This window comes from Actinokineospora terrae, from assembly GCF_900111175.1.
Taxonomy (GTDB): Bacteria; Actinomycetota; Actinomycetes; order Mycobacteriales; family Pseudonocardiaceae; genus Actinokineospora; species Actinokineospora terrae.
This window is the reverse complement of sequence record NZ_FOGI01000004.1, coordinates 33,551-54,557: the sequence shown is the minus strand read 5'-3', so window position 1 is coordinate 54,557 and position 21,007 is coordinate 33,551. Positions and strand designations below refer to the sequence as shown.

Annotated in this window: 21 protein-coding genes; 16 read left to right on the top strand and 5 right to left on the bottom strand. The window is 72.0% G+C overall.

What is annotated here, in order from left to right:
• The first annotated feature begins 185 nt into the window (after positions 1 to 185).
• On the top strand, positions 186 to 920 hold the full coding sequence (locus BMY07_RS08740; RefSeq protein WP_092776324.1) for a prepilin peptidase: 735 nt from the start codon (positions 186 to 188) through the stop codon (positions 918 to 920).
• Positions 921 to 1,006: 86 nt separating this feature from the next.
• Here BMY07_RS08740 and helR read toward each other — a convergent pair whose 3' ends face one another.
• A complete protein-coding gene (helR, locus tag BMY07_RS08735; protein WP_177215501.1) occupies positions 1,007 to 3,193 on the bottom strand; it encodes an RNA polymerase recycling motor ATPase HelR in 2,187 nt (728 codons plus the stop codon).
• Positions 3,194 to 3,418: 225 nt separating this feature from the next.
• Between helR and BMY07_RS08730 the strand changes: the two genes are divergently transcribed.
• A complete protein-coding gene (locus tag BMY07_RS08730) occupies positions 3,419 to 3,871 on the top strand; it encodes a hypothetical protein (protein WP_092776318.1) in 453 nt (150 codons plus the stop codon).
• Between the two features lie 4 nt (positions 3,872 to 3,875).
• On the opposite strand, the gene BMY07_RS08725 is transcribed toward BMY07_RS08730, so the two are convergent.
• Both BMY07_RS08725 and BMY07_RS34235 read right to left on the bottom strand, forming a co-directional pair.
• Positions 3,876 to 4,487, bottom strand: a complete 612-nt coding sequence (locus BMY07_RS08725) for a hypothetical protein (RefSeq protein WP_092776315.1) — start codon at positions 4,485 to 4,487, stop codon at positions 3,876 to 3,878.
• A gap of 59 nt (positions 4,488 to 4,546) precedes the next feature.
• Positions 4,547 to 5,185 carry a hypothetical protein gene (locus BMY07_RS34235; RefSeq protein WP_177215500.1) on the bottom strand — a complete coding sequence of 213 codons (639 nt, stop codon included), beginning with the start codon at positions 5,183 to 5,185 and terminating at the stop codon, positions 4,547 to 4,549.
• 241 nt (positions 5,186 to 5,426) lie between these two features.
• On the opposite strand from BMY07_RS34235, the gene aroC reads away from it, so the two are divergent.
• From aroC to aroQ, 4 genes are read left to right on the top strand one after another with little or no spacing between them, the layout of a single operon-like run.
• Positions 5,427 to 6,617, top strand: a complete 1,191-nt coding sequence (gene aroC / locus BMY07_RS08715) for a chorismate synthase (protein ID WP_092776312.1) — start codon at positions 5,427 to 5,429, stop codon at positions 6,615 to 6,617.
• Positions 6,614 to 7,132: a shikimate kinase gene (locus tag BMY07_RS08710; protein ID WP_092776309.1), complete on the top strand. Its 519-nt coding sequence runs from the start codon at positions 6,614 to 6,616 to the stop codon at positions 7,130 to 7,132. The genes aroC and BMY07_RS08710 overlap by 4 nt, the downstream gene beginning before the upstream one ends.
• Positions 7,133 to 7,151: 19 nt before the next feature.
• Positions 7,152 to 8,273 carry a 3-dehydroquinate synthase gene (gene aroB / locus BMY07_RS08705; RefSeq protein WP_092776307.1) on the top strand — a complete coding sequence of 374 codons (1,122 nt, stop codon included), beginning with the start codon at positions 7,152 to 7,154 and terminating at the stop codon, positions 8,271 to 8,273.
• A complete protein-coding gene (gene aroQ / locus BMY07_RS08700) occupies positions 8,270 to 8,710 on the top strand; it encodes a type II 3-dehydroquinate dehydratase (protein WP_092776304.1) in 441 nt (146 codons plus the stop codon). Before aroB ends, aroQ begins: the two co-directional genes overlap by 4 nt.
• On the opposite strand, the gene BMY07_RS08695 is transcribed toward aroQ, so the two are convergent.
• Positions 8,702 to 9,166 (bottom strand): B-4DMT family transporter, encoded by a 465-nt coding sequence (locus BMY07_RS08695; protein ID WP_092776301.1) that lies wholly within the window; start codon positions 9,164 to 9,166, stop codon positions 8,702 to 8,704. The genes aroQ and BMY07_RS08695 overlap by 9 nt on opposite strands.
• Positions 9,167 to 9,204: 38 nt before the next feature.
• On the opposite strand from BMY07_RS08695, the gene BMY07_RS08690 reads away from it, so the two are divergent.
• From BMY07_RS08690 to nusB, 3 genes are read left to right on the top strand one after another with little or no spacing between them, the layout of a single operon-like run.
• Positions 9,205 to 10,296 (top strand): M24 family metallopeptidase, encoded by a 1,092-nt coding sequence (locus BMY07_RS08690; RefSeq protein WP_092776298.1) that lies wholly within the window; start codon positions 9,205 to 9,207, stop codon positions 10,294 to 10,296.
• 42 nt (positions 10,297 to 10,338) lie between these two features.
• Positions 10,339 to 10,902: an elongation factor P gene (gene efp / locus BMY07_RS08685; protein WP_092776295.1), complete on the top strand. Its 564-nt coding sequence runs from the start codon at positions 10,339 to 10,341 to the stop codon at positions 10,900 to 10,902.
• 1 nt (position 10,903) lies between these two features.
• Complete coding sequence (gene nusB / locus BMY07_RS08680) at positions 10,904 to 11,323, top strand: transcription antitermination factor NusB (protein WP_092776292.1); 420 nt, start codon at positions 10,904 to 10,906, stop codon at positions 11,321 to 11,323.
• 100 nt (positions 11,324 to 11,423) lie between these two features.
• Here the strand turns inward: nusB and bldD are convergent, their stop codons facing one another.
• Entirely contained in the window at positions 11,424 to 11,912 is a 489-nt protein-coding gene (bldD, locus tag BMY07_RS08675; protein ID WP_018686187.1) for a transcriptional regulator BldD, read from the bottom strand.
• A gap of 253 nt (positions 11,913 to 12,165) precedes the next feature.
• Here bldD and pyrR point away from each other — a divergent pair, with 253 nt between their 5' ends.
• Genes pyrR through pyrF form a run of 7 tightly spaced genes read left to right on the top strand, consistent with a single transcriptional unit; the run spans position 12,166 to position 20,948 of the window.
• Positions 12,166 to 12,756 carry a bifunctional pyr operon transcriptional regulator/uracil phosphoribosyltransferase PyrR gene (pyrR, locus tag BMY07_RS08670; RefSeq protein ID WP_092776289.1) on the top strand — a complete coding sequence of 197 codons (591 nt, stop codon included), beginning with the start codon at positions 12,166 to 12,168 and terminating at the stop codon, positions 12,754 to 12,756.
• Positions 12,753 to 13,703, top strand: a complete 951-nt coding sequence (locus BMY07_RS08665; protein WP_092776286.1) for an aspartate carbamoyltransferase catalytic subunit — start codon at positions 12,753 to 12,755, stop codon at positions 13,701 to 13,703. Before pyrR ends, BMY07_RS08665 begins: the two co-directional genes overlap by 4 nt.
• On the top strand, positions 13,700 to 14,992 hold the full coding sequence (locus BMY07_RS08660) for a dihydroorotase (RefSeq protein ID WP_092776283.1): 1,293 nt from the start codon (positions 13,700 to 13,702) through the stop codon (positions 14,990 to 14,992). Before BMY07_RS08665 ends, BMY07_RS08660 begins: the two co-directional genes overlap by 4 nt.
• Positions 14,989 to 15,591, top strand: coding sequence for a PH-like domain-containing protein (locus tag BMY07_RS08655; protein ID WP_218150633.1), 603 nt, complete (start codon positions 14,989 to 14,991; stop codon positions 15,589 to 15,591). Before BMY07_RS08660 ends, BMY07_RS08655 begins: the two co-directional genes overlap by 4 nt.
• On the top strand, positions 15,584 to 16,786 hold the full coding sequence (carA, locus tag BMY07_RS08650) for a glutamine-hydrolyzing carbamoyl-phosphate synthase small subunit (RefSeq protein ID WP_092776281.1): 1,203 nt from the start codon (positions 15,584 to 15,586) through the stop codon (positions 16,784 to 16,786). Before BMY07_RS08655 ends, carA begins: the two co-directional genes overlap by 8 nt.
• Complete coding sequence (gene carB, locus BMY07_RS08645; protein ID WP_092776278.1) at positions 16,786 to 20,100, top strand: carbamoyl-phosphate synthase large subunit; 3,315 nt, start codon at positions 16,786 to 16,788, stop codon at positions 20,098 to 20,100. The genes carA and carB overlap by 1 nt, the downstream gene beginning before the upstream one ends.
• Positions 20,097 to 20,948, top strand: a complete 852-nt coding sequence (gene pyrF / locus BMY07_RS08640) for an orotidine-5'-phosphate decarboxylase (RefSeq protein ID WP_092776275.1) — start codon at positions 20,097 to 20,099, stop codon at positions 20,946 to 20,948. Before carB ends, pyrF begins: the two co-directional genes overlap by 4 nt.
• Positions 20,949 to 21,007: the final 59 nt, after the last annotated feature.

Sequence of the window (21,007 nt, the reverse complement as noted above, 5' to 3'; positions counted from 1 at the left end):
ATCCACACCCCCCGCATTACCTATTCCCTCCACCCGTCCCCATCCGGAAGACTGGGAAAACGGGGGCTGCTCAGAACGCCACAGCACATCCCCGTCAATTCCGTCAACCAACCTATCCCCACCGTATTGAGTGACTGCGGCCCGAACTCCACCCTCGCTACCTTGGAAAGCGAAGGGAGTTCCTCATGCCAACCCAGTCACTGTTCTCATTCCACCTCACGCCTTCGGCCTCGCCGCCGACACGCCTTCCCGCGCTGGCCGCCCTGCTCGCCGCCACTGCGCTGTGTCTGCCACTTCCCGCGCTGTTCCACGGGATCGCTCTGTCCACAGTGGCCGCGATCGCGGGCTATGCCATCGGCGCCGCGGTTCGCCTGCTGGTGCCCGAGTACGCGGTCCCCGCCCGCTGGTTCGAACTGGCTACCGCTGCCCTCTGGTCCGTCCTTGCCGCTACTTGGTCCGCAGGCATCATCCCTGGGTGGTGGCTCCCCGCGATCGCTTTCCTGGCAACGCTATCCGTACCTCTGGCCGTCGTAGATCTACTCCACCAACGCCTACCCAACCGCTTGACCCTGCCCGCCTTCCCGCTGGCTGTAGCCCTGTTTGTCCCCGCGGCCCTATCCACCCCCAACCCCCTACTCCAAGACGCTCTCACCGGCGCCATCCTCGCGACCGCTTTCTTCGCCCTCGTCACATCGCTCAACCCCAGCGCCCTAGGCATGGGCGACGTCAAACTAGCCCCCATCCTCGGCCTGTACCTGGGCCCTGGCGGCCCCCTGTCGCTGATCCTGGCCCCGCTACTTGCCTCGGCCGTAACCCTGTTCCTGCACCTCCTTCGACACCCCGCCTGGCATGCCAGGATCCCCTTCGCCCCCGGTCTGCTAGCCGCCACCTTCGCCCTCTTCCCCTTATCCGCCAGCTGAACTCGTCGACTGCTAGCGCGAGACGGGAGCGGCAGGCCCAGTCCCGGAGTGGGACCAGACCTGCCGCGAGAGAGAGGAGGGCTAGGTCAGGTGTTGTGACCAGAAGGGTGGAGTTCGACTAGACCAGCGAGGGATTGGGGGAGTGGGCCTTGGTGGAGGACACCGAGGCGTTGGGTGGCGCGGGTTAGGGCTACGTAGAGCTCGGCCGCGCCGCGGGGGCCGTCGGACAGGATGTGGTCGGGTTCCACGACGAGGACGGCGTCGAACTCGAGGCCCTTGGTTTCCGAGGCGGGGACCACGCCGGGGATGCCAGGGGGGCCGATGACGATGCTGGTGCCCTCGCGGGTGGACTCGTCGCGGATGAAGTCGTCGATGGCGGCGGTCAGGCCGTCCGGGGTCACCTGGCGCGACCACGGGACCACGCCGCAGGCGCGGACCGATTCCGGGGGTTGGACGGTGGGCGCGAAGTCGGCGAGGACGGCGGCGGCCACGGTCATGATCTCGGCCGGGGTGCGGTAGTTGACCGTCAGCGACCGGTACTTCCACCGGTCCGGCACGTACGGGTCCAGCATCGTGCCCCACGACCGGGCACCGGCCTCGGTCCGGCGCTGCGCCAGGTCGCCGACCACGGTGAACGACCGGCCCGGGCAGCGGCGCATCAGCACCCGCCAGTCCATCTCGGACAGCTCCTGGGCCTCGTCGACCACCACGTGCCGGTAGGTCCAGTCGCGGTCGGCGGCGGCGCGTTCGGCGAGTTCGCGGGTGTCGCGCTCCTCGAAGCGCTCCGCCAGGTCCTCGGCGTAGAGCAAGTCCGTGGCGTACAGGTGGTCCTCGTCGTCCATCGAGTCCGCGCGGCCGTGCATGCTGTCCAGGACGGCCGCCGCGTACTGGGCCTGGGCCTTGCGCTCGCGTTCCGCGGCCTGGTCGATCGCCTGGTCGCGGCCGAGCAGGTCCACCAGCTCGTCCAGCAGCGGCACGTCCGACACCGTCCACGCGTCACCATCGGCGCGGGCCAACACCGGATCGCCGCCTGCCGCGCGCAGGCGGTCGGGAGAGGAGAACAACGAGCCCAACAGGCTCTCCGGCGTCAACGTCGGCCACAGGTCGTCGAGGGTGGCGGTGAACTTGTCGTCGTCGGCGAGGTCCTTGAGCAGCTCCGCGCGCGTCTGCTCCCAGCCCTCGCGGTCCGACCGGTTCAACCAGCCCTTGCTGATCCGGCCGATCGCCCGCTCGGTGAGCACGTACGTGATGATCTCGGCGAACACCGCGCGGGCCTCGTTGTGCGGGCGCCCGCTGGCGCGCGCCTCGTCCCTGGCCCACTCGGCGGTCTCGGCGTCGATCCGCAGCGCGACCCCGCCCAGCTCGATCGGCACCGGGTCCGCGGGCAGCTGCTGGCGGTCGGCGACCGCGGCGGCGAGCACGTCGAGGATCTTCAGCGAGCCCTTGAGCCGCGCCACCTCCGGCGGGTCCTCCGCGGTGACCCGCAGGCCGGGCACCAGGTCGCCGGTGGTCATGAACACCACGTCCGACTCGCCGAGCGAGGGCAGGACGCGGCTGATGTGGTTGAGGAACGCCGGGTTCGGGCCGACCACGAGCACGCCGTGGCGCTCCATCCGCTCCCGCTGCGTGTAGAGCAGGTACGCGACCCGGTGCAGCGCCACCACCGTCTTGCCGGTGCCGGGGCCGCCCTCGATCACCAGCACGCCGGGGTGGTCGAGCCGGATGATCTCGTCCTGCTCGGCCTGGATGGTCGCCACGATGTCGCGCATCCCGGGCCCGCGCGGCGCGTTGACCGCCGCGAGCAGCGCCGCGTCACCCCGCGCGTCGCCTTCGGGGCGTCCGAGCACCTCGTCGGTGAAGTCGACCACCACCCGGCCGCGCGAGTGGAACTGGCGCCGCCGCCGCATGTTCTCCGGGAACGCGGCCGTCGCCACGTAGAACGCGCGCGACGCGGGTGCCCGCCAGTCCAGCAGCACCGGTTCGTAGTCGTTCTCCTCGTCGAACAACCCGATCCGGCCGATGTACGAGCTCTCACCCGACAGCGTGTCCAACCGGCCGAAGCACAACCCGGTGTCGGCGACGTCGAGCCGCCGCATCTCCCTGGCCGAGGCCCGCACCTGGTCGTCGCGCTCCATGTGCGTGCCACCGGTGCCGCGCAGCGCCGACGTGTACTCCCGCCGCACCCGGGCCCGCTCGGCGTCGAGTCGGGTGTAGAGCTCGGCGACGTAGCCCCGTTCGGACCGCAATTCCTCTTCATACCCCTGAGTTGACACAGGCCCCTCACAGTGCTTAAGCTGAGTGCAGATCCAGCGTGTTCTCCTTCATTTCCCGGAGAACGCGCTAATTTTTTATTGTCCCCCGGGTGTCAAGCCGGGCCGTGGTGTCCCGCACCCGCCCTCAGTCTCCACGGCCCCGGCGGACCACGCGCCACGGGACGCCGCACCACGGGGGATGACTCAGCGTGATAGGCCGCGAAGCATGAGTACTGACGAGGAAGCATGAGCGCCGACGAGAACGTCGCCCGCGCGGTCCTGGACTGCGACGCGGACCCCACTTCAGCCTGGCCCACCGAGCACGACGCCGGCTGGCGTGGCGTGGGGATCTGGCGTGGTCAGGACATGGCCGTCGTCGCGATCGCCCGCTGGACCGGCCGCGGCGTCCTGTGCGACCTGGACGCCTTCACCCGCCTGGACGACCGGTGGTGGCCCGCGGCCGCCACCGGCGGAAGTCTCGTCGACCCGGTGGTCCCCGCACACGGCGTCACCTGGTTCTTCGAGCAGCAAGTCGCCATCGGCGAGGACGACGACCTGCTCCAGACCCGCGCGGGCATAGCCGCCCCCGACGTCACCGCCGTCGTGATGGGCACCGAGACCTTTCGCCCCGCCCACACCACCAGGCTCGTCCTGCCCACCGCCCTGGCGGACGACTTCACCGAACCCAGCGTGGTGTGATCGGCTACTGCCCGAGGTAGTCCGGCTTCGCCACGACCTCGTCGTCCGGCCCGTACACGCCGGTGTCGAGTTCCAGCCCGGCTCCGCCCTTCTCCGCGTAGTACCCGGAGAAGTGGACCGGTTCCCGATCCGCCACCCGGAACACGACGGCCACCGCTCGCCGGTCGACGCCCGGGATCGTGATGTCGAAGTCGCACGTCACGTCGCCGACCCGCTTCCCGCGCCCCAACGTGCCGGTGTAGGTGCGCTTGACCGAGTCCCGGTAGGACACCGTGGCCATGACCGGCGCACCGGCCACGATGTCCGCATAGCGCGGGCCCTTGCCCGCACAGCCCTGGTCCCCCTCGGCGAACTCGTAGCTATAGAGCGAAAGCGTCGCGTGCAGTTCTTGCGGCCCGGAATCGTCCACGGTGGACACCCACGCGATGATCCCCGCGACGACCGCCGCGATCGCGAGGCAGGCGCCCACGAGGAACCGCCGCTTGCGGTTGGGTGTGCCCGAGGTCGCCTGCCTCGCCGACCGCCGGGCCTGGAGTTCGGGGTCGCCGATCAGGGCCGCGAGCAGCCGGGGGTTGACGTCGGCGAACGGCGCGGTGCGGTGGGCGAGCGTGGTCACGCTGGGGATTCGCGGCCCGGGATCGGGTCGTTACCGGACATCGGCGTGTCAGGTGCCACTCAGGAGTTGCCGAGTTCCAGGTGGACGTTGCCCGCGCGGGCGTCCTGCTCGGAGAACGTGATCTTGCCCCGGTGCGACACCTCGACACCCATGGTGCGCACGCCGATCGGCACGCCCCGCACGGTGAACGCGAACTCGCACTCGCCGTCGCCCTCGTGCCCCTTGCCCAGGACACCCGCGGCGAGCACCTCGTCGCCGTCGTAGATCGTCACCGGGGTGCCCGTGGCGATGTCGGTGTAGCCGCCGTTGCCCGCGCAGCCCTGGGCGTGGGCGTCGAAGTCGTCGTCGTAGAGGGTGAAGGTGCCGCGGAGGTCGAACGTGGTGGGGGCCGGGGGCGGCTCGTTCGCGGACGCCACCCAGGCGAGGCCGCCGCCGAGGGTGGCGCACAGCGCGACGAACACGGCCGCGACGAGCCCCTGCCCAGACCGGCGGGGACGCGCCTCGTGGACCAGCGGAGTGAGGGGTAAGACCTCGGAAGGTAGGTCTTGGGGCGCCGTATCGGCTAAGGGCGTTGCGTCGACCCAAGCCACAGCCGCTGTCGGAGCGTCACCGGGCAGTCGCGCCACCTGGGTCGAGTCGAGGACGAACCCCTCCCGCGGTGTGACTGGGTGGGGGCGGTCGCCCTCGGACGCGGTCATGCCCGGGTCGTCGTGTCGACATTCCTCCGTGTTACCGGCGGTCGGACCGAATTGATCTCGCCGCCCACAGTCACGGTCCCGGGAAATCTCGGGGAATGCGCCAATCCCTTTCGGCGGCCGCTCCCGGACAAGCTGTTCCGATCAGCGGACACCCAGGTCGGGGCGAGTGGCGGGACTCACGCCCCCATTGGGCGATTGGCCGGACGCGGGGGAGTGGGGCAGTCATGACAGGATCTCGGACGTGCTGCGTTGGATAACCGCTGGAGAGTCACACGGGCCCGCGTTGGTCGCCGTGCTGGAAGGCATGGTGGCCGGTGTCGAGGTCACCACGGCCGACCTCAACGGGCAGCTGGCCCGCCGCAGGTTGGGGTTCGGGCGGAGCCCGCGGATGGGCTTCGAGACCGACGACGTCGAGTTCCTCGGCGGGGTCCGGCACGGCCTGACCCAGGGCGGCCCGATCGCGGTGAAGATCGACAACGCCGAGTGGCCCAAGTGGGAGCAGGTCATGTCCGCCGACCCGGTGGACCCCGCCGAGCTCGCGGCCCTCGGCCGCAACGAGCCGCTGACCCGCCCCCGGCCCGGTCACGCCGACCTGCCCGGCATGCAGAAGTACGACTTCGACGAGGCCCGCCCGGTCCTGGAGCGCGCCAGCGCCCGCGAGACCGCCGGTCGCACCGCCCTGGGCACCGTGGCGCGCGCGTTCCTGCGCCAGCTGCTCGGTGTCGAGGTGGTCAGCCACGTCGTCTCCATCGGCAAGGCGGTGGCCCCCGACGGCCCCGCGCCCGGCCCCGGCGACCTCGACGCGGTCGACGAGAGCCCGGTGCGCGCGTTCAGCCAGGCCGGGACCGACGCGATGGTCGCCGAGGTGGAGGCCGTCAAGAAGGCGGGCGACACGGTCGGCGGCGTCATCGAGGTCATCGCCTACGGCCTGCCGCCTGGCCTCGGGTCGCACGTGCACTGGGACCGCAGGCTCGACGCGCGGCTCGCGGGCGCGCTGATGGGCGTGCAGGCGATGAAGGGCGTCGAGATCGGCGACGGCTTCACCACCGCCCAGCGCTGGGGCAGCGAGGCGCACGACGAGATCGACCGTGCAGAGGGGACGGTCGCCGGTGTCACCCGGCGCAGCAACCGCGCGGGCGGGCTGGAGGGCGGCATCACCAACGGCGAGCCGCTGCGCGCCAGGGTCGCCATGAAGCCCATCTCCACCGTGCCCCGCGCGCTGTCCACAGTGGACGTCGTGACCGGCGAGCCCGCCGTCGCCATCCACCAGCGCTCCGACGTCTGCGCGGTGCCCAGGGCGGGCGTCGTGCTGGAGTCCGTGGTGGCCCTGGTGCTGGCCGAGGCCGCGCTGGAGAAGTTCGGCGGCGACTCGCTCGGCGAGACCAAGCGCAACGTCGAGGGGTACCTCGAGGCGCTGCGCGGTCGCTGGTGAGCCCGGTCGCGGTCGTCGTCGGTCCGCCCGGCGCGGGCAAGACGACCATCGGCGAGGGCCTGGCCGCCGCGCTCGGAGTCGCCTTCCGCGACACCGACGCCGATGTCGAGGCCACCGCGGGCAAGTCGATCGCCGACATCTTCACCCAGGACGGTGAGGCCGTGTTCCGCGCCGCCGAGACGGCGGCCGTGGCGACCGCGCTGGTCGAGCACGACGGCGTCCTCGCCCTCGGCGGTGGCGCGGTCCTGGCCGAGAGCACCCGCGCCCTGCTGGCCGGGCACACCGTGGTGTTCCTCAACGTGGGCATGGCCGAGGGCGTGCGGCGCACCGGGTTGTCCACCGCGCGGCCGCTGCTGGCCGGGGTGAACCCGCGGGCGAGGTTCAAGGAGTTGCTCGACCAGCGCCTCCCGATCTACCGCGAGGTCGCCACCATCGAGGTGGCCACCGACCACGCGGAGCCGGAGCAGATCATCGACGGCCTGGTCGCGAACCTGGCCGGGGCAGCACAAGACTGAGCACCAGCGGAGGATTTCGGTGAGTACCGGTGTCGGCGAGCAGCCGTGGCGGATCAGGGTGGCCACCAGCGCGCCCTACGACGTGGTCATCGGCACGGGACTGCTCGGTGACCTGGTCGAGGCGGTGCGCGGCGCCTCCAAGGTCGCCGTCGTCCACACCGCCACCCTGGCCGCGACGGCCACCGCGACCCGCGACGAGTTGACCGCGGCCGGGATCGACGCGCACACCGTCGAGATCCCCGACGCCGAGGACGGCAAGGCCCTCTCGGTCGCCGCGTTCTGCTGGGAGGTCCTCGGCCGGATGGGCATGGACCGCCAGGGCGCGATCGTGGCCATCGGCGGCGGCGCGGTCACCGACCTGGCCGGGTTCGTCGCCGCGACCTGGATGCGCGGCATCCGCCTGGTCAACGTGCCCACCACCCTGCTCGGCATGGTCGACGCCGCGGTCGGCGGCAAGACCGGCATCAACACCGACGCGGGCAAGAACCTCGTCGGCGCCATCCACGAGCCCTCCGCCGTGCTGGTCGACCTGGCCACCCTCACCACCCTGCCGCGCCACGAGCTGGTGGCGGGCATGGCCGAGGTCATCAAGGGCGGTTTCATCGCCGACCCGGTGATCCTCGACCTGATCGAGGCCGACCCGGCCGCCGCGCTCGACCCGACCGGACCCGTGCTGCCCGAGCTGGTCCGCCGCAAGATCCAGGTCAAGGCCGACATCGTCGCGTCCGACCTGCGCGAGGCGAGCCTGCGCGAGGTGCTCAACTACGGCCACACCCTCGCCCACGCCATCGAGCGCCGCGAGCGGTACCGGTGGCGCCACGGCGCCGCGGTCAGCGTCGGCCTGGTGTTCGTCGCCGAGCTGGCCCGCCTCGCCGGTCGCCTCGACGACGCCACCGCCGACCGGCACCGCGCGATCCTCGCCTCGGTCGGCCTGCCGGTCAGCTACGACGCCGACGCGCTGCCGCAGCTCATCGAGGGCATGCTCAGCGACAAGAAGACCAAGTCCGGGGTGCTGCGCTTCGTCGTCCTCGACGGCCTGGCCAAGCCCGCGCGGCTGGAGGGCCCCGACCCGGCCCTGCTGGCCGCCGCCTACTCCGCCGTCGCCGCCGACAGCGGCCGGAGCACGGGGGTGCTGCTGTGAAGGTCCTGGTCCTCAACGGCCCCAACCTGGGCAGGCTCGGCCTGCGCGAACCCGATGTCTACGGCAGCACCACGCACGCCCAGCTCGCCGACCGCTGCCGCGCCACCGGCACCGACCTCGGCCTCGACGTCGAGGTCCGCCAGACCGACACCGAGGGCGAGATGATCGCCTGGCTGCACGAGGCCGCCGACGCGGGCCACCCGGTCATCCTCAACGCCGCCGCCTGGACCCACTACTCCATCGCCATCCGCGACGCCGTGGCCCAGCTGACCGCCCCGCTGGTCGAGGTCCACATCTCGAACGTGCACAAGCGCGAGGACTTCCGCCAGCACAGCCACATCTCGGCCCTGGCCTCCGGCGTCATCGTCGGCCTGGGTGTCGACGGTTACCTGCTGGCCCTGCGCTGGATCGCCGACAACGCCACCCGGTCAGCCTGACGTTCGCCTGGGCTTCGGTGACGGCACGACGCGGCTTGGGCGGGTCTCGTCCGCGGGCGGGTCCGTGCGGCGGTCGAGTCGGGGGCCCACGACGAGTCCGACTCCGGCGGGGACGAGGACCAGCAGGGCGGTGAAGGCCGCCCCGCCCGTCAGTGCCGACCCGAGGGCGCTGACCCCCGTCTGGTCGACGAACGCACCCCGGCCCACCACCGTCAGCACAGCCGAGCCCCAGCCGGCCACCAATGCCGCCAGTACCCACGTCCGACCCCGGTCCGGCAGACCCCGCCACCCGTCCACCGCCGCCCAGACCGCGGCTGCCGCGACCAGCGAGCCCAGCGCCAGTGCCTGCGCGGTCGTCCACCCCGTGGGGTCCGCCGCCTTGAGGGCCGCGATGGTCACGGCGACCGCCGCGTGCACGACGGCGAGGACCGCGCCTCGGGTCAGCCAGGTTCGCATTACCCAAGGGTAGGCCGGGGCGCTCTAAGCTCAAGGTCATGTCCGACCCGCACGAGCGGCGTCGCGCCGCGTTGCGCAGCACCCTGCGCGACCGAGGCCTTGACGCCCTACTCATCGGTGACCTGCGCAACCTGCGCTACCTCACCGGGTTCACCGGCTCCAACGGAGCCCTCCTCGTCCACGTCGACGGCGATGACCGCACGGTCTTCTGCACCGACGGGCGCTACCAGGAACAGTCCGCCGAGCAGGTCGCCGGGCTGGAGCGGGTCATCGACCGCGCCAGTGCCCGTGCGCTGGCGGCGCGCGCGGCTGCCGACCGGCTGGCCGCGGTCGGCTTCGAGAGTCAGCACGTCACCGTCGACGGCCTCGACGCGCTCACCAGGGCCGCCGAGGGCGTGCGGCTGGTCCGCGCCCCCCAGCTGGTCGAGGCGTTGCGGCTGGTGAAGGACGACACCGAGGTGGAGGCGCTGCGCCAGGCCTGCGCCATCGCCGACACCGCGCTGGCCGACCTCATCGCCGAGGGCGGTCTGCGCCCCGGCCGCACCGAGCGTGACGTCGCCAGGGAGCTCGACGACCGGATGCGCGACCACGGCGCCGCCGCCCCCGCGTTCGACACCATCGTCGCCACCGGCGCCAACTCGGCCATCCCGCACCACCGGCCCACCGACGCCGTCCTGCGCATGGGCGACTTCGTCAAGCTCGACTTCGGCGCCCTGCTGCACGGCTACCACTCCGACATGACCCGCACCCTGGTCCTGGGCGCCCCCTCGGACTGGCAGCAGGAGATCTACGACCTGGTCGCCGCCGCGCAGGCCGCCGGGACCGCCGCGCTGGCCCCCGGGGTCGCGGTGGCCGCGGTCGACGCCGCCGCGCGCCAGGTCATCGAGGCGGCAGGCCGGGGCGAGCAGTTCCTGCACGGCCTCGGGCACGGGGTCGGCCTGCAGATCCACGAGGCACCGAGCCTGGCCAAAACCGGCGAAGGTACACTTTCGGCCGGAATGGCGGTCACCGTCGAGCCGGGCGTGTACCTGTCCGGGCTCGGCGGCGTCCGCATCGAGGACACGCTCGTCGTGCGGGACACCCATCCCGAGCTCCTCACGCAGACCACCAAGCAACTCATGGTCGTCTAGACCTCTCGGACGGCCACGCGCGGACAACAGGAGATCCATCCAGTGGCCTCGACGAACGACCTGAAGAACGGCCTGGTGCTCAAGATCGAGGGCCAGTTGTGGACCGTGGTGGAGTTCCAGCACGTCAAGCCCGGCAAGGGGCCTGCGTTCGTGCGGACCAAGCTCAAGCACGTGCTCACCGGCAAGGTCGTGGACAAGACGTTCAACGCGGGCGTCAAGGTCGAGACCGCCACCGTGGACCGCCGCGAGATGACCTACCTCTACAACGACGGCGCCGAGTACTACTTCATGGACGGCGACACCTTCGAGCAGATCCCGGTCTCCGCGGAGACCGTCGCCGAGCAGGCCAGGTTCCTGCTGGAGAACGGCACCGCCGTGGTCTCCTCGCACGAGGGCGTCCCGCTGTTCATCGAGCTGCCGACCTCGGTCGAGCTGGTCATCGAGCACACCGACCCCGGCCTGCAGGGCGACCGCTCCACCGGCGGCACCAAGCCCGCGCGGCTGGAGACCGGCGCCGAGATCCAGGTGCCGCTGTTCGTCACCACCGGCGAGAAGGTCAAGGTCGACACCCGCGACGGTCGCTACCTCGGCCGAGTCAACAGCTGACGTGGGCGCCCGCAGCAAAGCACGCAAGCGGGCGGTGGACCTGCTCTTCGAGGCCGCCGTGCGCGGCGAGGACCCGGTCAGCCTGCTGGCCGACCGGGTCGGCTCGCCCGACGTCCCCCCGGTGAACGACTACACGGTGACCCTCGTCGAGGGCGTCACCACCCACCGCGCCCGCATCGACGAACTGCTCACCGAGCACTCCGAGGGCTGGTCGCTGGCCAGGATGCCCGCGGTGGACCTCGCGGTGCTGCGGCTGGGCCTCTACGAGCTGCTCTGGGCCACCGACGTGCCCGACGCGGTCGCCATCGACGAGGCGGTGCAGATCGCCAAGTCGCTGTCCACCGACGACTCCCCGCGCTTCGTCAACGGGGTGCTCGGCCGCATCGGCGGCATGGCCGACCGCCTGCGCGCCACCCTCTGACGCGCGCTCCAGGTTCTGCCTGCCCGGACTCCGGGCATGAAAAACACCCGACCGGGCAGCATCCCCGTCTGCGCGGTCGGGTGTCGGGCGCGGGTGCGACCTAGTCCTCCTTGGACGGGCGCGCCTCGGGGGGCAGCACGCCCCAGTCGATCAGCTGCTCGGTCAGCTCGCCGGGGGTCATGTCGTAGATGATCGCCAGGGAGCGCAGGTCCTCGGTGCGGATCGACAGCACCTTGCCGTTGTAGTCGCCGCGCTGGCTCTGGATGGTCGCGGCGTAGCGGGCCAGCGGCCCGACCTTCTCCGCGGGCAGCTGCTGCAGCCGCTCCAGGTTGATCACGATCTTGGTGGCCGGTTCGGCGCCGGACGGGACGCGGCCCTCGGGCAGCAGTTCGACCACCGGCACGCCGTAGAAGTCGGCGAGCTCGGCCAGCTTCTGGACGGTGACGGCGCGGTCGCCCCGCTCGTACGAGCCGACCACGACGGCCTTCCAGCGGCCGCCGGACTTCTGCTCGACGCCGTGCAGCGACAGCCCCTGCTGCTGGCGGATGGCGCGGAGCTTGGCCCCTAGCGCCTTGGCGTAGTCGCCCATGCGGCGGTTCTCCATTCATTCGCCCCGTCGGCGCTAAGGACTGCCGCGGGTAGCTTCAAATCAACACGCAGAGTAATGGTTACCCAGAGTTGTCACCAGGTCAAGCTGGTTCGTCAAGGACATCGCCGCGAGTGGCCCCCGACCACCCGGTCAGTGGCCGGGCTCACCCTGGTACGGTCGGGGCGATCCCAGGTCAGAGGGGTCGCTAGACACCTTTAACGACCCGTCCCGTGAGGCGGGGAAGGAGTCCCCCGTGCCGCCACGGCCCCGTGGCGCGCCGGAACCGGCCGAGCGGCGCGAGCTGCTCTCCGCCGGTGACGTGGCGCGCACCATCGCCCGAATGGCCCATCAGGTCATCGAGAAGACCTCGCTCGGCGCGTCCGGCGCGAGCCCGGTCGTGTTGCTGGGCATCCCCACCAGGGGCGCGCCGCTGGCCACCCGGCTGGCGGCCAGGGTCGCCGACTTCAGCGACATCCGGGTCCCGGTCGGCGCGCTCGACGTGACCCTCTACCGCGACGACCTGCGCCGCAAGCCCACCCGCCCGCTGGGGCAGACCGCGCTGCCCGCGGGCGGCATCGAGGACGCGCTGGTCATCCTGGTCGACGACGTGCTGTTCTCCGGCCGCACCATCCGCGCCGCGCTCGACGCGCTGCGCGACGTCGGGCGGCCCCGCGCGGTCCAGCTGGCCGTCCTGGTCGACCGCGGCCACCGCGAACTGCCCATCCGCGCCGACTACGTGGGCAAGAACGTGCCCACCGCGCGCACCGAGGAGGTCCACGTCCTGCTCACCGAGACCGATGGCCGCGACGCCGTCCTGCTGAACCGGGCCGGTGAGCGGTCGTGAGGCACCTGCTGGGCACCGAGGGCCTCGACCCGGCCACCGCGCTGGCCATCCTCGACACCGCCGACGGTCTCAAGCGCACGCTGCTGGGCCGCGAGGTCAAGAAGCTGCCCACGCTGCGCGGCCGCACGGTGATCACCTGCTTCTACGAGGACTCCACCCGCACCAGGGTCTCCTTCGAGATCGCCGGGAAGTGGATGAGCGCGGACGTGGTGAACGTCTCCGCCGGTAGTTCTTCGGCGAAGAAGGGCGAGTCCCTGCGCGACACCGCGCTCACCCTGGCCGCCGCGGGCGCCGACTGCGTCGTGGTCCGCCACCCCGCTTCCGGTGCGGCGCACCGGGTGGCGTCCTGGCTGTCGCACACGAACACCTCCGTGGTCAACGCGGGCGACGGCACCCACGAGCACCCCACGCAGGCGCTGCTGGACATGGCGACCCTGCGCGAGCGCCTCGGTGGCGTCGAGGGCCGTCGCATCGGGATCGTCGGCGACGTCCTGCACAGCCGGGTCGCGCGCTCCAACGTGCACCTGCTCACCTCGTTCGGCGCGGAGGTGGTGCTTGTCGCGCCTCCCACGCTGCTGCCGACAGGTGTCGCTGACTGGCCGGTCGGCGCCGCGGGCTCGCTGCGCATCTCGCACTACCTGGACGCGGAACTGCCGACGCTGGACGCGGTGATGATGCTGCGCGTGCAGGCCGAGCGCATGCACGGCGGCTTCTTCCCGTCCGCCCGCGAGTACTCCATCGCCTACGGCCTCAGCGAGGCGCGCGCGGCGATGCTGCCCGAGCACGCCGTGGTGCTGCACCCCGGTCCGATGCTGCGCGGCATGGAGATCTCGCCCGCGGTCGCCGACTCGGGCCGCTCGGCCATCACCCAGCAGGTCGCCAACGGCGTGCACGTGCGCATGGCGGTCCTGTACCACCTGCTCGCCGGAGAGGAGGACGCCGCGTGAGCACGGTCGTCATCAGGGGCGCTCGCCCCTACGGCGAGGACGCGGTCGACATCGAGGTCACCGACGGGGTGATCACCGGGATCGGCTCGGACCTCGAGGTCGGCACCGACGTCGAGGTCGTCGACGCCACCGGTCTGGTGGCCCTGCCCGGGTTCGTCGACCTGCACACCCACCTGCGCGAGCCCGGCCGCGAGGACACCGAGACCATCGAGACCGGGTCCCGGGCGGCGGCGCTGGGCGGCTACACGGCCGTGTTCGCCATGGCCAACACCGACCCGGTCGCCGACAACGCCGTGGTCGTCGAGCACGTGTGGCGCCGCGGCCAGGAGATCGGCCTGGTCGACGTGCACCCGGTCGGCGCGGTCACCGTGGGCCTCGAGGGCGAGAAGCTGGCCGAGTTGGGCACCATGGCCCGCTCGGCGGCCAGGGTCCGGCTGTTCTCCGACGACGGCCTGTGCGTGGCCGACCCGCTGATCATGCGCCGGGCGCTGGAGTACACCAAGGCGCTGGACGCGGTCATCGCCCAGCACGCCGAGGAGCCGCGGCTGACCGTGGGCGCCCAGGCGCACGAGGGCGACCTGGCCGCGCGGCTCGGCCTGGCGGGCTGGCCCGCGGTGGCCGAGGAGGCGATCGTGGCCCGCGACTGCCTGCTCGCCAAGCACGTCGGCGCCCGCCTGCACGTCTGCCACGTCTCCACCGAGGGCACCGCCGACGTGCTGCGCTGGGCGAAGGCGCGCGGCACCCGGGTCTCCGCCGAGGTCACCCCGCACCACCTGCTGCTCGACGACGAGCGGCTGAGCACCTACGACCCGGTCAACAAGGTCAACCCGCCGCTGCGCACCGCCCCCGACGCGAAGGCGCTGCGGCAGGCCCTCGCGGACGGCACCGTCGACTGCGTCGCGACCGACCACGCCCCGCACGCGTCGCAGGACAAGGACTGCGAGTGGTCCGCCGCGCGCCCCGGCATGCTCGGGTTGCAGACAGCGCTGTCGATCGTGGTCGCGACCATGGTCGAGCCGGGCCTGTTGGACTGGCGCGGCGTGGCGAGGGTGATGAGCGAGCGTCCCGCCGAGATCGCGGGCCTGCCCGACCAGGGCCGCCCGATCGCGGTGGGGGAACCGGCCACGATCACCCTGGTCGACCCTGCCGCCCGCTGGACGGTGCGAGGCGCGGAGTTGGCCAGCATCGCCGCGAACACCCCCTACGAGGGTATGGAGCTACCGGGCGCGGTCGTCGCGACGTACCTGCGTGGCCGTTTGACCGCACGCGACGGGAAGGCGACAGCGTGAACCGCCTGACACTGACCCTGTTGTTCCTCGCGGGACTCGCGCTCTTGGTCCTGCTCATGTGGTGGGGCTACCGCAACCGTGCGCGCCGCCAGGCGAAGGTTCTCCCACCGTTCCCCGACGCACCCGCGGCCCTCCTGGCAGCGGTGCGCGACGGCTCCGCGGTGACCCTGCTGCCGCCCAGCACCGGCGTCTACGCCAGCACGGTGACGGCCGCGAGCTGGCAGGACCGCGTCGCGGTCGGCGACCTCGGCTTCCGCGCCGACGCCACCGCGCACCTGGTCACCGACGGCCTGCTGCTCGACCGGGTCGGCGCCACCCCGGTGTGGATCCCCGCGGCCTCGGTCCGCGAGGCGCGCACCGAGGCCGGGATCGCCGGGAAGGTCATGGGCGGCGACGGGGTGCTGGTGGTCCGCTGGGCGGTCGACGGCCACGAGTTCGACACCGGCTTCCGCGCCGACGACAAGGACGACTACGACCTGTGGGTCCCGGCCGTGCGCGCACTGCGCCCCACCGGCTCGGCCGACTCGAACGGGTCCACCCCCACTGGCACACCGGTGTCCGCACCGGCACCGACACCGGAGGTACGAGACGGTGAGTGACACGAGCACACGGACCGCGGCCGCGCTGGTCCTCGAGGACGGCCGGGTGTTCCGCGGTGAGGCGTTCGGCGCCACCGGGACCACCTTCGGCGAGATCGTGTTCTGCACGGCGATGACCGGCTACCAGGAGACCCTGACCGATCCCTCCTACCACCGCCAGATCGTGGTGGCGACCGCCCCGCAGATCGGCAACACCGGCTGGAACGACGAGGACGACGAGTCCGGCCGGATCTGGGTCTCGGGCTACGTCGTGCGCGACCCGGCCCGCGTCCCCTCCAACTGGCGCTCCACCCGCAGCCTCGACGACGCGCTCGTCGGCCAGGGCGTGGTCGGCATCAGCGGGATCGACACCCGCTCGCTGACCAGGCACCTGCGCGAGCGCGGCGCCATGCGCGCGGGCGTGTTCTCCGGCGGCGACCTCGCCGAGCCCGAGGCCATGCTCCAGCGCGTCCGGGAGATCCCGGCCATGGCGGGCGCGGAGCTCGCCGGCGAGGTCAGCACCGACAAGTCCTACGTCGTGCCCGCCACCGGCGAGCGCCGGTTCCGGGTGGCCGCGCTCGACCTGGGCATCAAGTCCAACACCCCGCGCATGCTCGCCGCGCGTGGCATCGAGACCCACGTCTTGCCCGCGACCAGCTCGCTCGACGACCTGCTCGCGGTTGAGGCAGACGGCGTCTTCCTGTCCAACGGCCCCGGTGACCCCGCCACCGCCGACCACGCGGTAGCGCTGACGCAGGGCGTCTTGGAGCGGCGGATCCCGCTGTTCGGCATCTGCTTCGGCAACCAGATCCTCGGGCGCGCGCTCGGCCTGGGCACCTACAAGCTGCGCTACGGCCACCGCGGCATCAACATCCCGGTGATCGACGTGGCCACCCGCGCGGTCGCCATCACCGCGCAGAACCACGGGTTCGCGCTCGAAGGCGAGCCGGGCAAGGACTTCGACACCCCGTTCGGCAAGGCCACTGTGAGCCACTACTGCCCCAACGACGGTTGCGTCGAGGGCGTAAGGGCGCTCGAGGTGCCTGCCTTCTCCGTTCAGTACCACCCCGAGGCCGCGGCCGGTCCCCATGACGCCGCGAACCTCTTCGACCAGTTCGTGACCCTGATGGAGGAACGCGTGCGAGACAATGTCCTTCCCTCGCAGGTGGGCCGACCGGGTGCGGGTGTCCCGCTGAACACAGAGGGCGGCAAGTAATGCCCAAGCGCGACGACATCAAGCACGTGCTGGTGATCGGCTCCGGCCCGATCGTGATCGGCCAGGCCTGCGAGTTCGACTACTCCGGCACCCAGGCATGCCGGGTGCTGCGCGAGGAGGGCCTGCGGGTCAGCCTGGTCAACTCCAACCCGGCCACGATCATGACCGACCCGGAGTTCGCCGACGCCACCTACATCGAGCCGATCACCCCCGACTTCGTCGAGAAGGTCATCGCCGCCGAGCGCCCGGACGCGATCCTGGCCACCCTCGGCGGGCAGACCGCGCTCAACACCGCTGTCGCGCTGCACGAGCGCGGCGTGCTGGAGAAGTACAACGTCGAGCTGATCGGCGCCGACATCGACGCCATCCAGCGCGGCGAGGACCGGCAGAAGTTCAAGGACATCGTCGCCCAGATCGGCGCCGAGACCCCGCGCAGCCGGGTCTGCCACTCGATGGACGAGGTCCGCGACACCGTCGCCGAGCTGGGCCTGCCGGTGGTCATCCGGCCGTCGTTCACCATGGGCGGCCTGGGTTCCGGCATGGCGCACACCGCCGCCGAGCTGGAGCGGCTCGCCTCCACCGGCCTCACCGAGAGCCCGGTCACCGAGGTGCTCATCGAGGAGAGCGTGCTCGGCTGGAAGGAGTACGAGCTCGAGCTGATGCGCGACAAGCACGACAACGTCGTGGTCATCTGCTCGATCGAGAACATCGACCCGATGGGTGTGCACACCGGCGACTCGGTGACCGTCGCGCCCGCGATGACGCTGACCGACCGCGAGTTCCAGGTCATGCGCAACGTGGGCATCGACGTGCTGCGCGCGGTCGGCGTCGACACCGGTGGCTGCAACATCCAGTTCGCGATCAACCCGGCCAACGGCCGCATGGTCGTCATCGAGATGAACCCGCGGGTGTCGCGCTCGAGCGCGCTGGCGTCCAAGGCCACCGGCTTCCCCATCGCCAAGATCGCCGCGAAGCTGGCCATCGGCTACACCCTCGACGAGATCCGCAACGACATCACCGGCGAGACCCCGGCCAGCTTCGAGCCGACGCTGGACTACGTCGTGGTGAAGGTGCCCCGGTTCGCCTTCGAGAAGTTCCCCGGCGCCGACCCGACGCTGACCACCACCATGAAGTCGGTCGGCGAGGCCATGTCCATCGGCCGCAACTTCGTCGAGGCGCTGGGCAAGGCGCTGCGGTCGATGGAGACCAAGGCGGTCGGCTTCTGGACCACGCCGGACCCGGAGGGCACCACCCTCGACGGGCTGCTCGAGCAGCTGCGGGCCGGCCACGACGGCAGGCTCTACACCGTCGAGCGCGCGCTGCGCCTGGGCGCCACCGTCGCGCAGGTGCACGAGGCGTCCGGCATCGACCCGTGGTTCGTCGACCAGATCGCGTCCCTGGTCGACCTGCGCGGCGAGCTGGAGACCGCGCCGGTGCTCGACGAGCAGCTGCTGCGCCGCGCCAAGCGCTCCGGCCTGTCCGACCGGCAGATCGCCGCGCTGCGCCCGGAGCTGGCAGGCGAGGACGGCGTGCGCAGCCTGCGCCACCGCCTCGGCGTGCGACCGGTGTTCAAGACCGTCGACACCTGCGCCGCCGAGTTCGCCGCGCTCACCCCGTACCACTACTCGGCCTACGAGCTCGACCCCGGCGCCGAGACCGAGGTGCTGCCGCAGACCGAGAAGCCGAAGGTGCTCATCCTCGGCTCCGGCCCCAACCGCATCGGCCAAGGCATCGAGTTCGACTACTCCTGTGTGCACGCGGCCATGGCGCTGCGCGCGGCCGGGTACGAGACCGTGATGGTCAACTGCAACCCCGAGACCGTCTCCACCGACTACGACACCTCCGACCGGCTCTACTTCGAGCCGCTCACCTTCGAGGACGTGCTGGAGGTCGTGCACTCCGAGCAGGCCTCCGGCACCGTCGTCGGCGTGATCGTGCAGCTCGGGGGCCAGACTCCGCTCGGGCTCGCGCAGCGGCTGGCCGATGTGGGCGTGCCGATCGTGGGCACCCCGCCCAGCGCCATCCACCTCGCGGAGGACCGGGGCGCCTTCGGCGAGGTGCTGACCAGCGCGGGCCTGCCCGCGCCGAAGTTCGGTACCGCCACCTCGTTCGCGGGCGCCAAGCGGATCGCCGACGAGATCGGCTACCCGGTGCTGGTCCGCCCGTCGTACGTGCTCGGCGGGCGCGGCATGGAGATCGTCTACGACGAGCAGACCCTGGCCGGCTACATCAAGCGCGCCACCGAGGTCAGCCCGGAGCACCCGGTGCTGGTCGACCGGTTCCTCGACGACGCCATCGAGATCGACGTCGACGCGCTCTGCGACGGCACCGAGGTCTACCTCGGCGGCGTCATGGAGCACATCGAGGAGGCCGGGATCCACTCCGGCGACTCCGCCTGCGCCCTGCCGCCGATCACCCTCGGCCGCACCGACATGGAGGCGGTGCGCCGCTCCACCGAGGCCATCGCGTTCGGCGTCGGCGTGCTCGGCCTGCTCAACGTGCAGTACGCGCTCAAGGACGACGTGCTCTACGTGCTGGAGGCCAACCCGCGCGCCAGCCGCACCGTGCCGTTCGTGTCCAAGGCGACCGCGGCGCCGCTGGCCAAGGCGGCCGCCCGGATCATGCTCGGCGCCACCATCGCCGAACTGCGCGCCGAGGGCATGCTCCCGGCCACCGGCGACGGCGCGCTGCTGCCGCCGGGCGCCCCGGTCGCGGTCAAGGAGGCGGTGCTGCCGTTCCACCGGTTCCGCACCCCCGAGGGCCAGGGCGTCGACTCGCTGCTGGGCCCGGAGATGAAGTCGACCGGCGAGGTCATGGGCATCGACGTGTCCTTCGGCAAGGCCTTCGCCAAGTCGCAGACCGCCTCGTACGGCTCGCTGCCCACCTCGGGCCGGGTGTTCGTGTCGGTGGCCAACCGGGACAAGCGGGCCATGGTGTTCCCGGTCAAGCGGCTGGCCGACTTCGGCTTCGAGGTGCTGGCCACCTCGGGCACCGCGGAGGTGCTGCGCCGCAACGGGATCCCGTGCACCGTGGTGCGCAAGCACTTCGAGGGCGAGGACAACATCGTCGACCTCATCCGCGACGGCGGGGTCGAGATGGTCATCAACACCCCGTACGGCAACCACGGCCCCCGGGTGGACGGCTACGAGATCCGCACCGCCGCGGTGTCGCGCGACATCCCCTGCATCACCACGATCCAGGGCGCGGCCGCCGCGGTGCACGGCATCGAGGCGCTGATCCGCGACGACATCGGGGTGCGCCCGTTGCAGGCGCTGCAGGCCGCGCTGCTCGCCGACTGGGGGACCGAGGCGTGAGCGGGGCGCCGTTCGGGGCGCGGCTCACCGAGTCCGTCGCCGCCAGGGGTTCGCTGTGCGTGGGCATCGACCCGCACCCCGGCCTGCTCGACCAGTGGGGCTTGCCCCGCGACGTCAGCGGCCTGGAGCGGTTCGCGCTGACCTGCGTGGAGGCGTTCGCGGGCGACATCTCGGTGCTCAAGCCGCAGTCGGCGTTCTTCGAGGCGTACGGCTCGCGCGGGGTCGCGGTGCTGGAGCGGGTCATCGCCGACGCGCGCTCGGCAGGCGCGCTGGTGCTGCTCGACGTCAAGCGCGGCGACATCGGCTCCACCATGGCCGCCTACGCCCAGGCGTACCTGTCGGACGGCTCCCCGCTGGCCGCCGACGCGGTCACCGTCTCGCCCTACCTCGGGTTCGGCTCGCTGGACCCGGCCATCGAGGAGGCCGCCCGCACCGGGCGCGGCCTGTTCGTGCTCGCCCGCACCTCCAACCCGGAGGGCGCGGGCGTGCAGCACGCCAGGGTCGATGGGGTCGGCGGGGCCAGCGGGGTCACCGTGGCGCAGTCGATCGTCGACCAGGCCGCGGCGCACAACGCGGGGGCGACCCCGCTGGGCTCCATCGGGCTCGTCGTCGGCGCCACCGTCGGTCGTGCGGATCTTGACCTGTCCGCGCTCAACGGCCCCCTGCTGGCCCCCGGGCTGGGCGCCCAGGGCGCGGGACCGGCCGACCTGGCCGCCGTGTTCGGCGACGCCCTGCCCGCGGTGCTGCCCGCCAGCGCCCGCGACGTCCTGCGGCACGGTCCGGACGTGGCCGCGCTGCGCTCCGCCGCGCTGCGCGTGCGCGACGAACTGGCGGCCGCCGCGCGCTGAACCCACCCCACACGACACCCCCTCGGGAGCCCGAAACGGCACCCGTGGGGGCTTTCGTG

Excerpts from the sequence above, each read along its gene's own strand:
- BMY07_RS08740 (WP_092776324.1), top strand. The coding sequence starts at position 186 with ATGCCAACCCAGTCACTGTTCTCATTCCACCTCACGCCTTCGGCCTCG.
- BMY07_RS08730 (WP_092776318.1), top strand. The coding sequence starts at position 3,419 with ATGAGCGCCGACGAGAACGTCGCCCGCGCGGTCCTGGACTGCGACGCG.
- BMY07_RS34235 (WP_177215500.1), bottom strand. The coding sequence starts at position 5,185 with ATGACCGCGTCCGAGGGCGACCGCCCCCACCCAGTCACACCGCGGGAG.
- BMY07_RS08695 (WP_092776301.1), bottom strand. The coding sequence starts at position 9,166 with ATGCGAACCTGGCTGACCCGAGGCGCGGTCCTCGCCGTCGTGCACGCG.
- BMY07_RS08690 (WP_092776298.1), top strand. The coding sequence starts at position 9,205 with ATGTCCGACCCGCACGAGCGGCGTCGCGCCGCGTTGCGCAGCACCCTG.
- bldD (WP_018686187.1), bottom strand. The coding sequence starts at position 11,912 with ATGGGCGACTACGCCAAGGCGCTAGGGGCCAAGCTCCGCGCCATCCGC.
- carB (WP_092776278.1), top strand. The coding sequence starts at position 16,786 with ATGCCCAAGCGCGACGACATCAAGCACGTGCTGGTGATCGGCTCCGGC.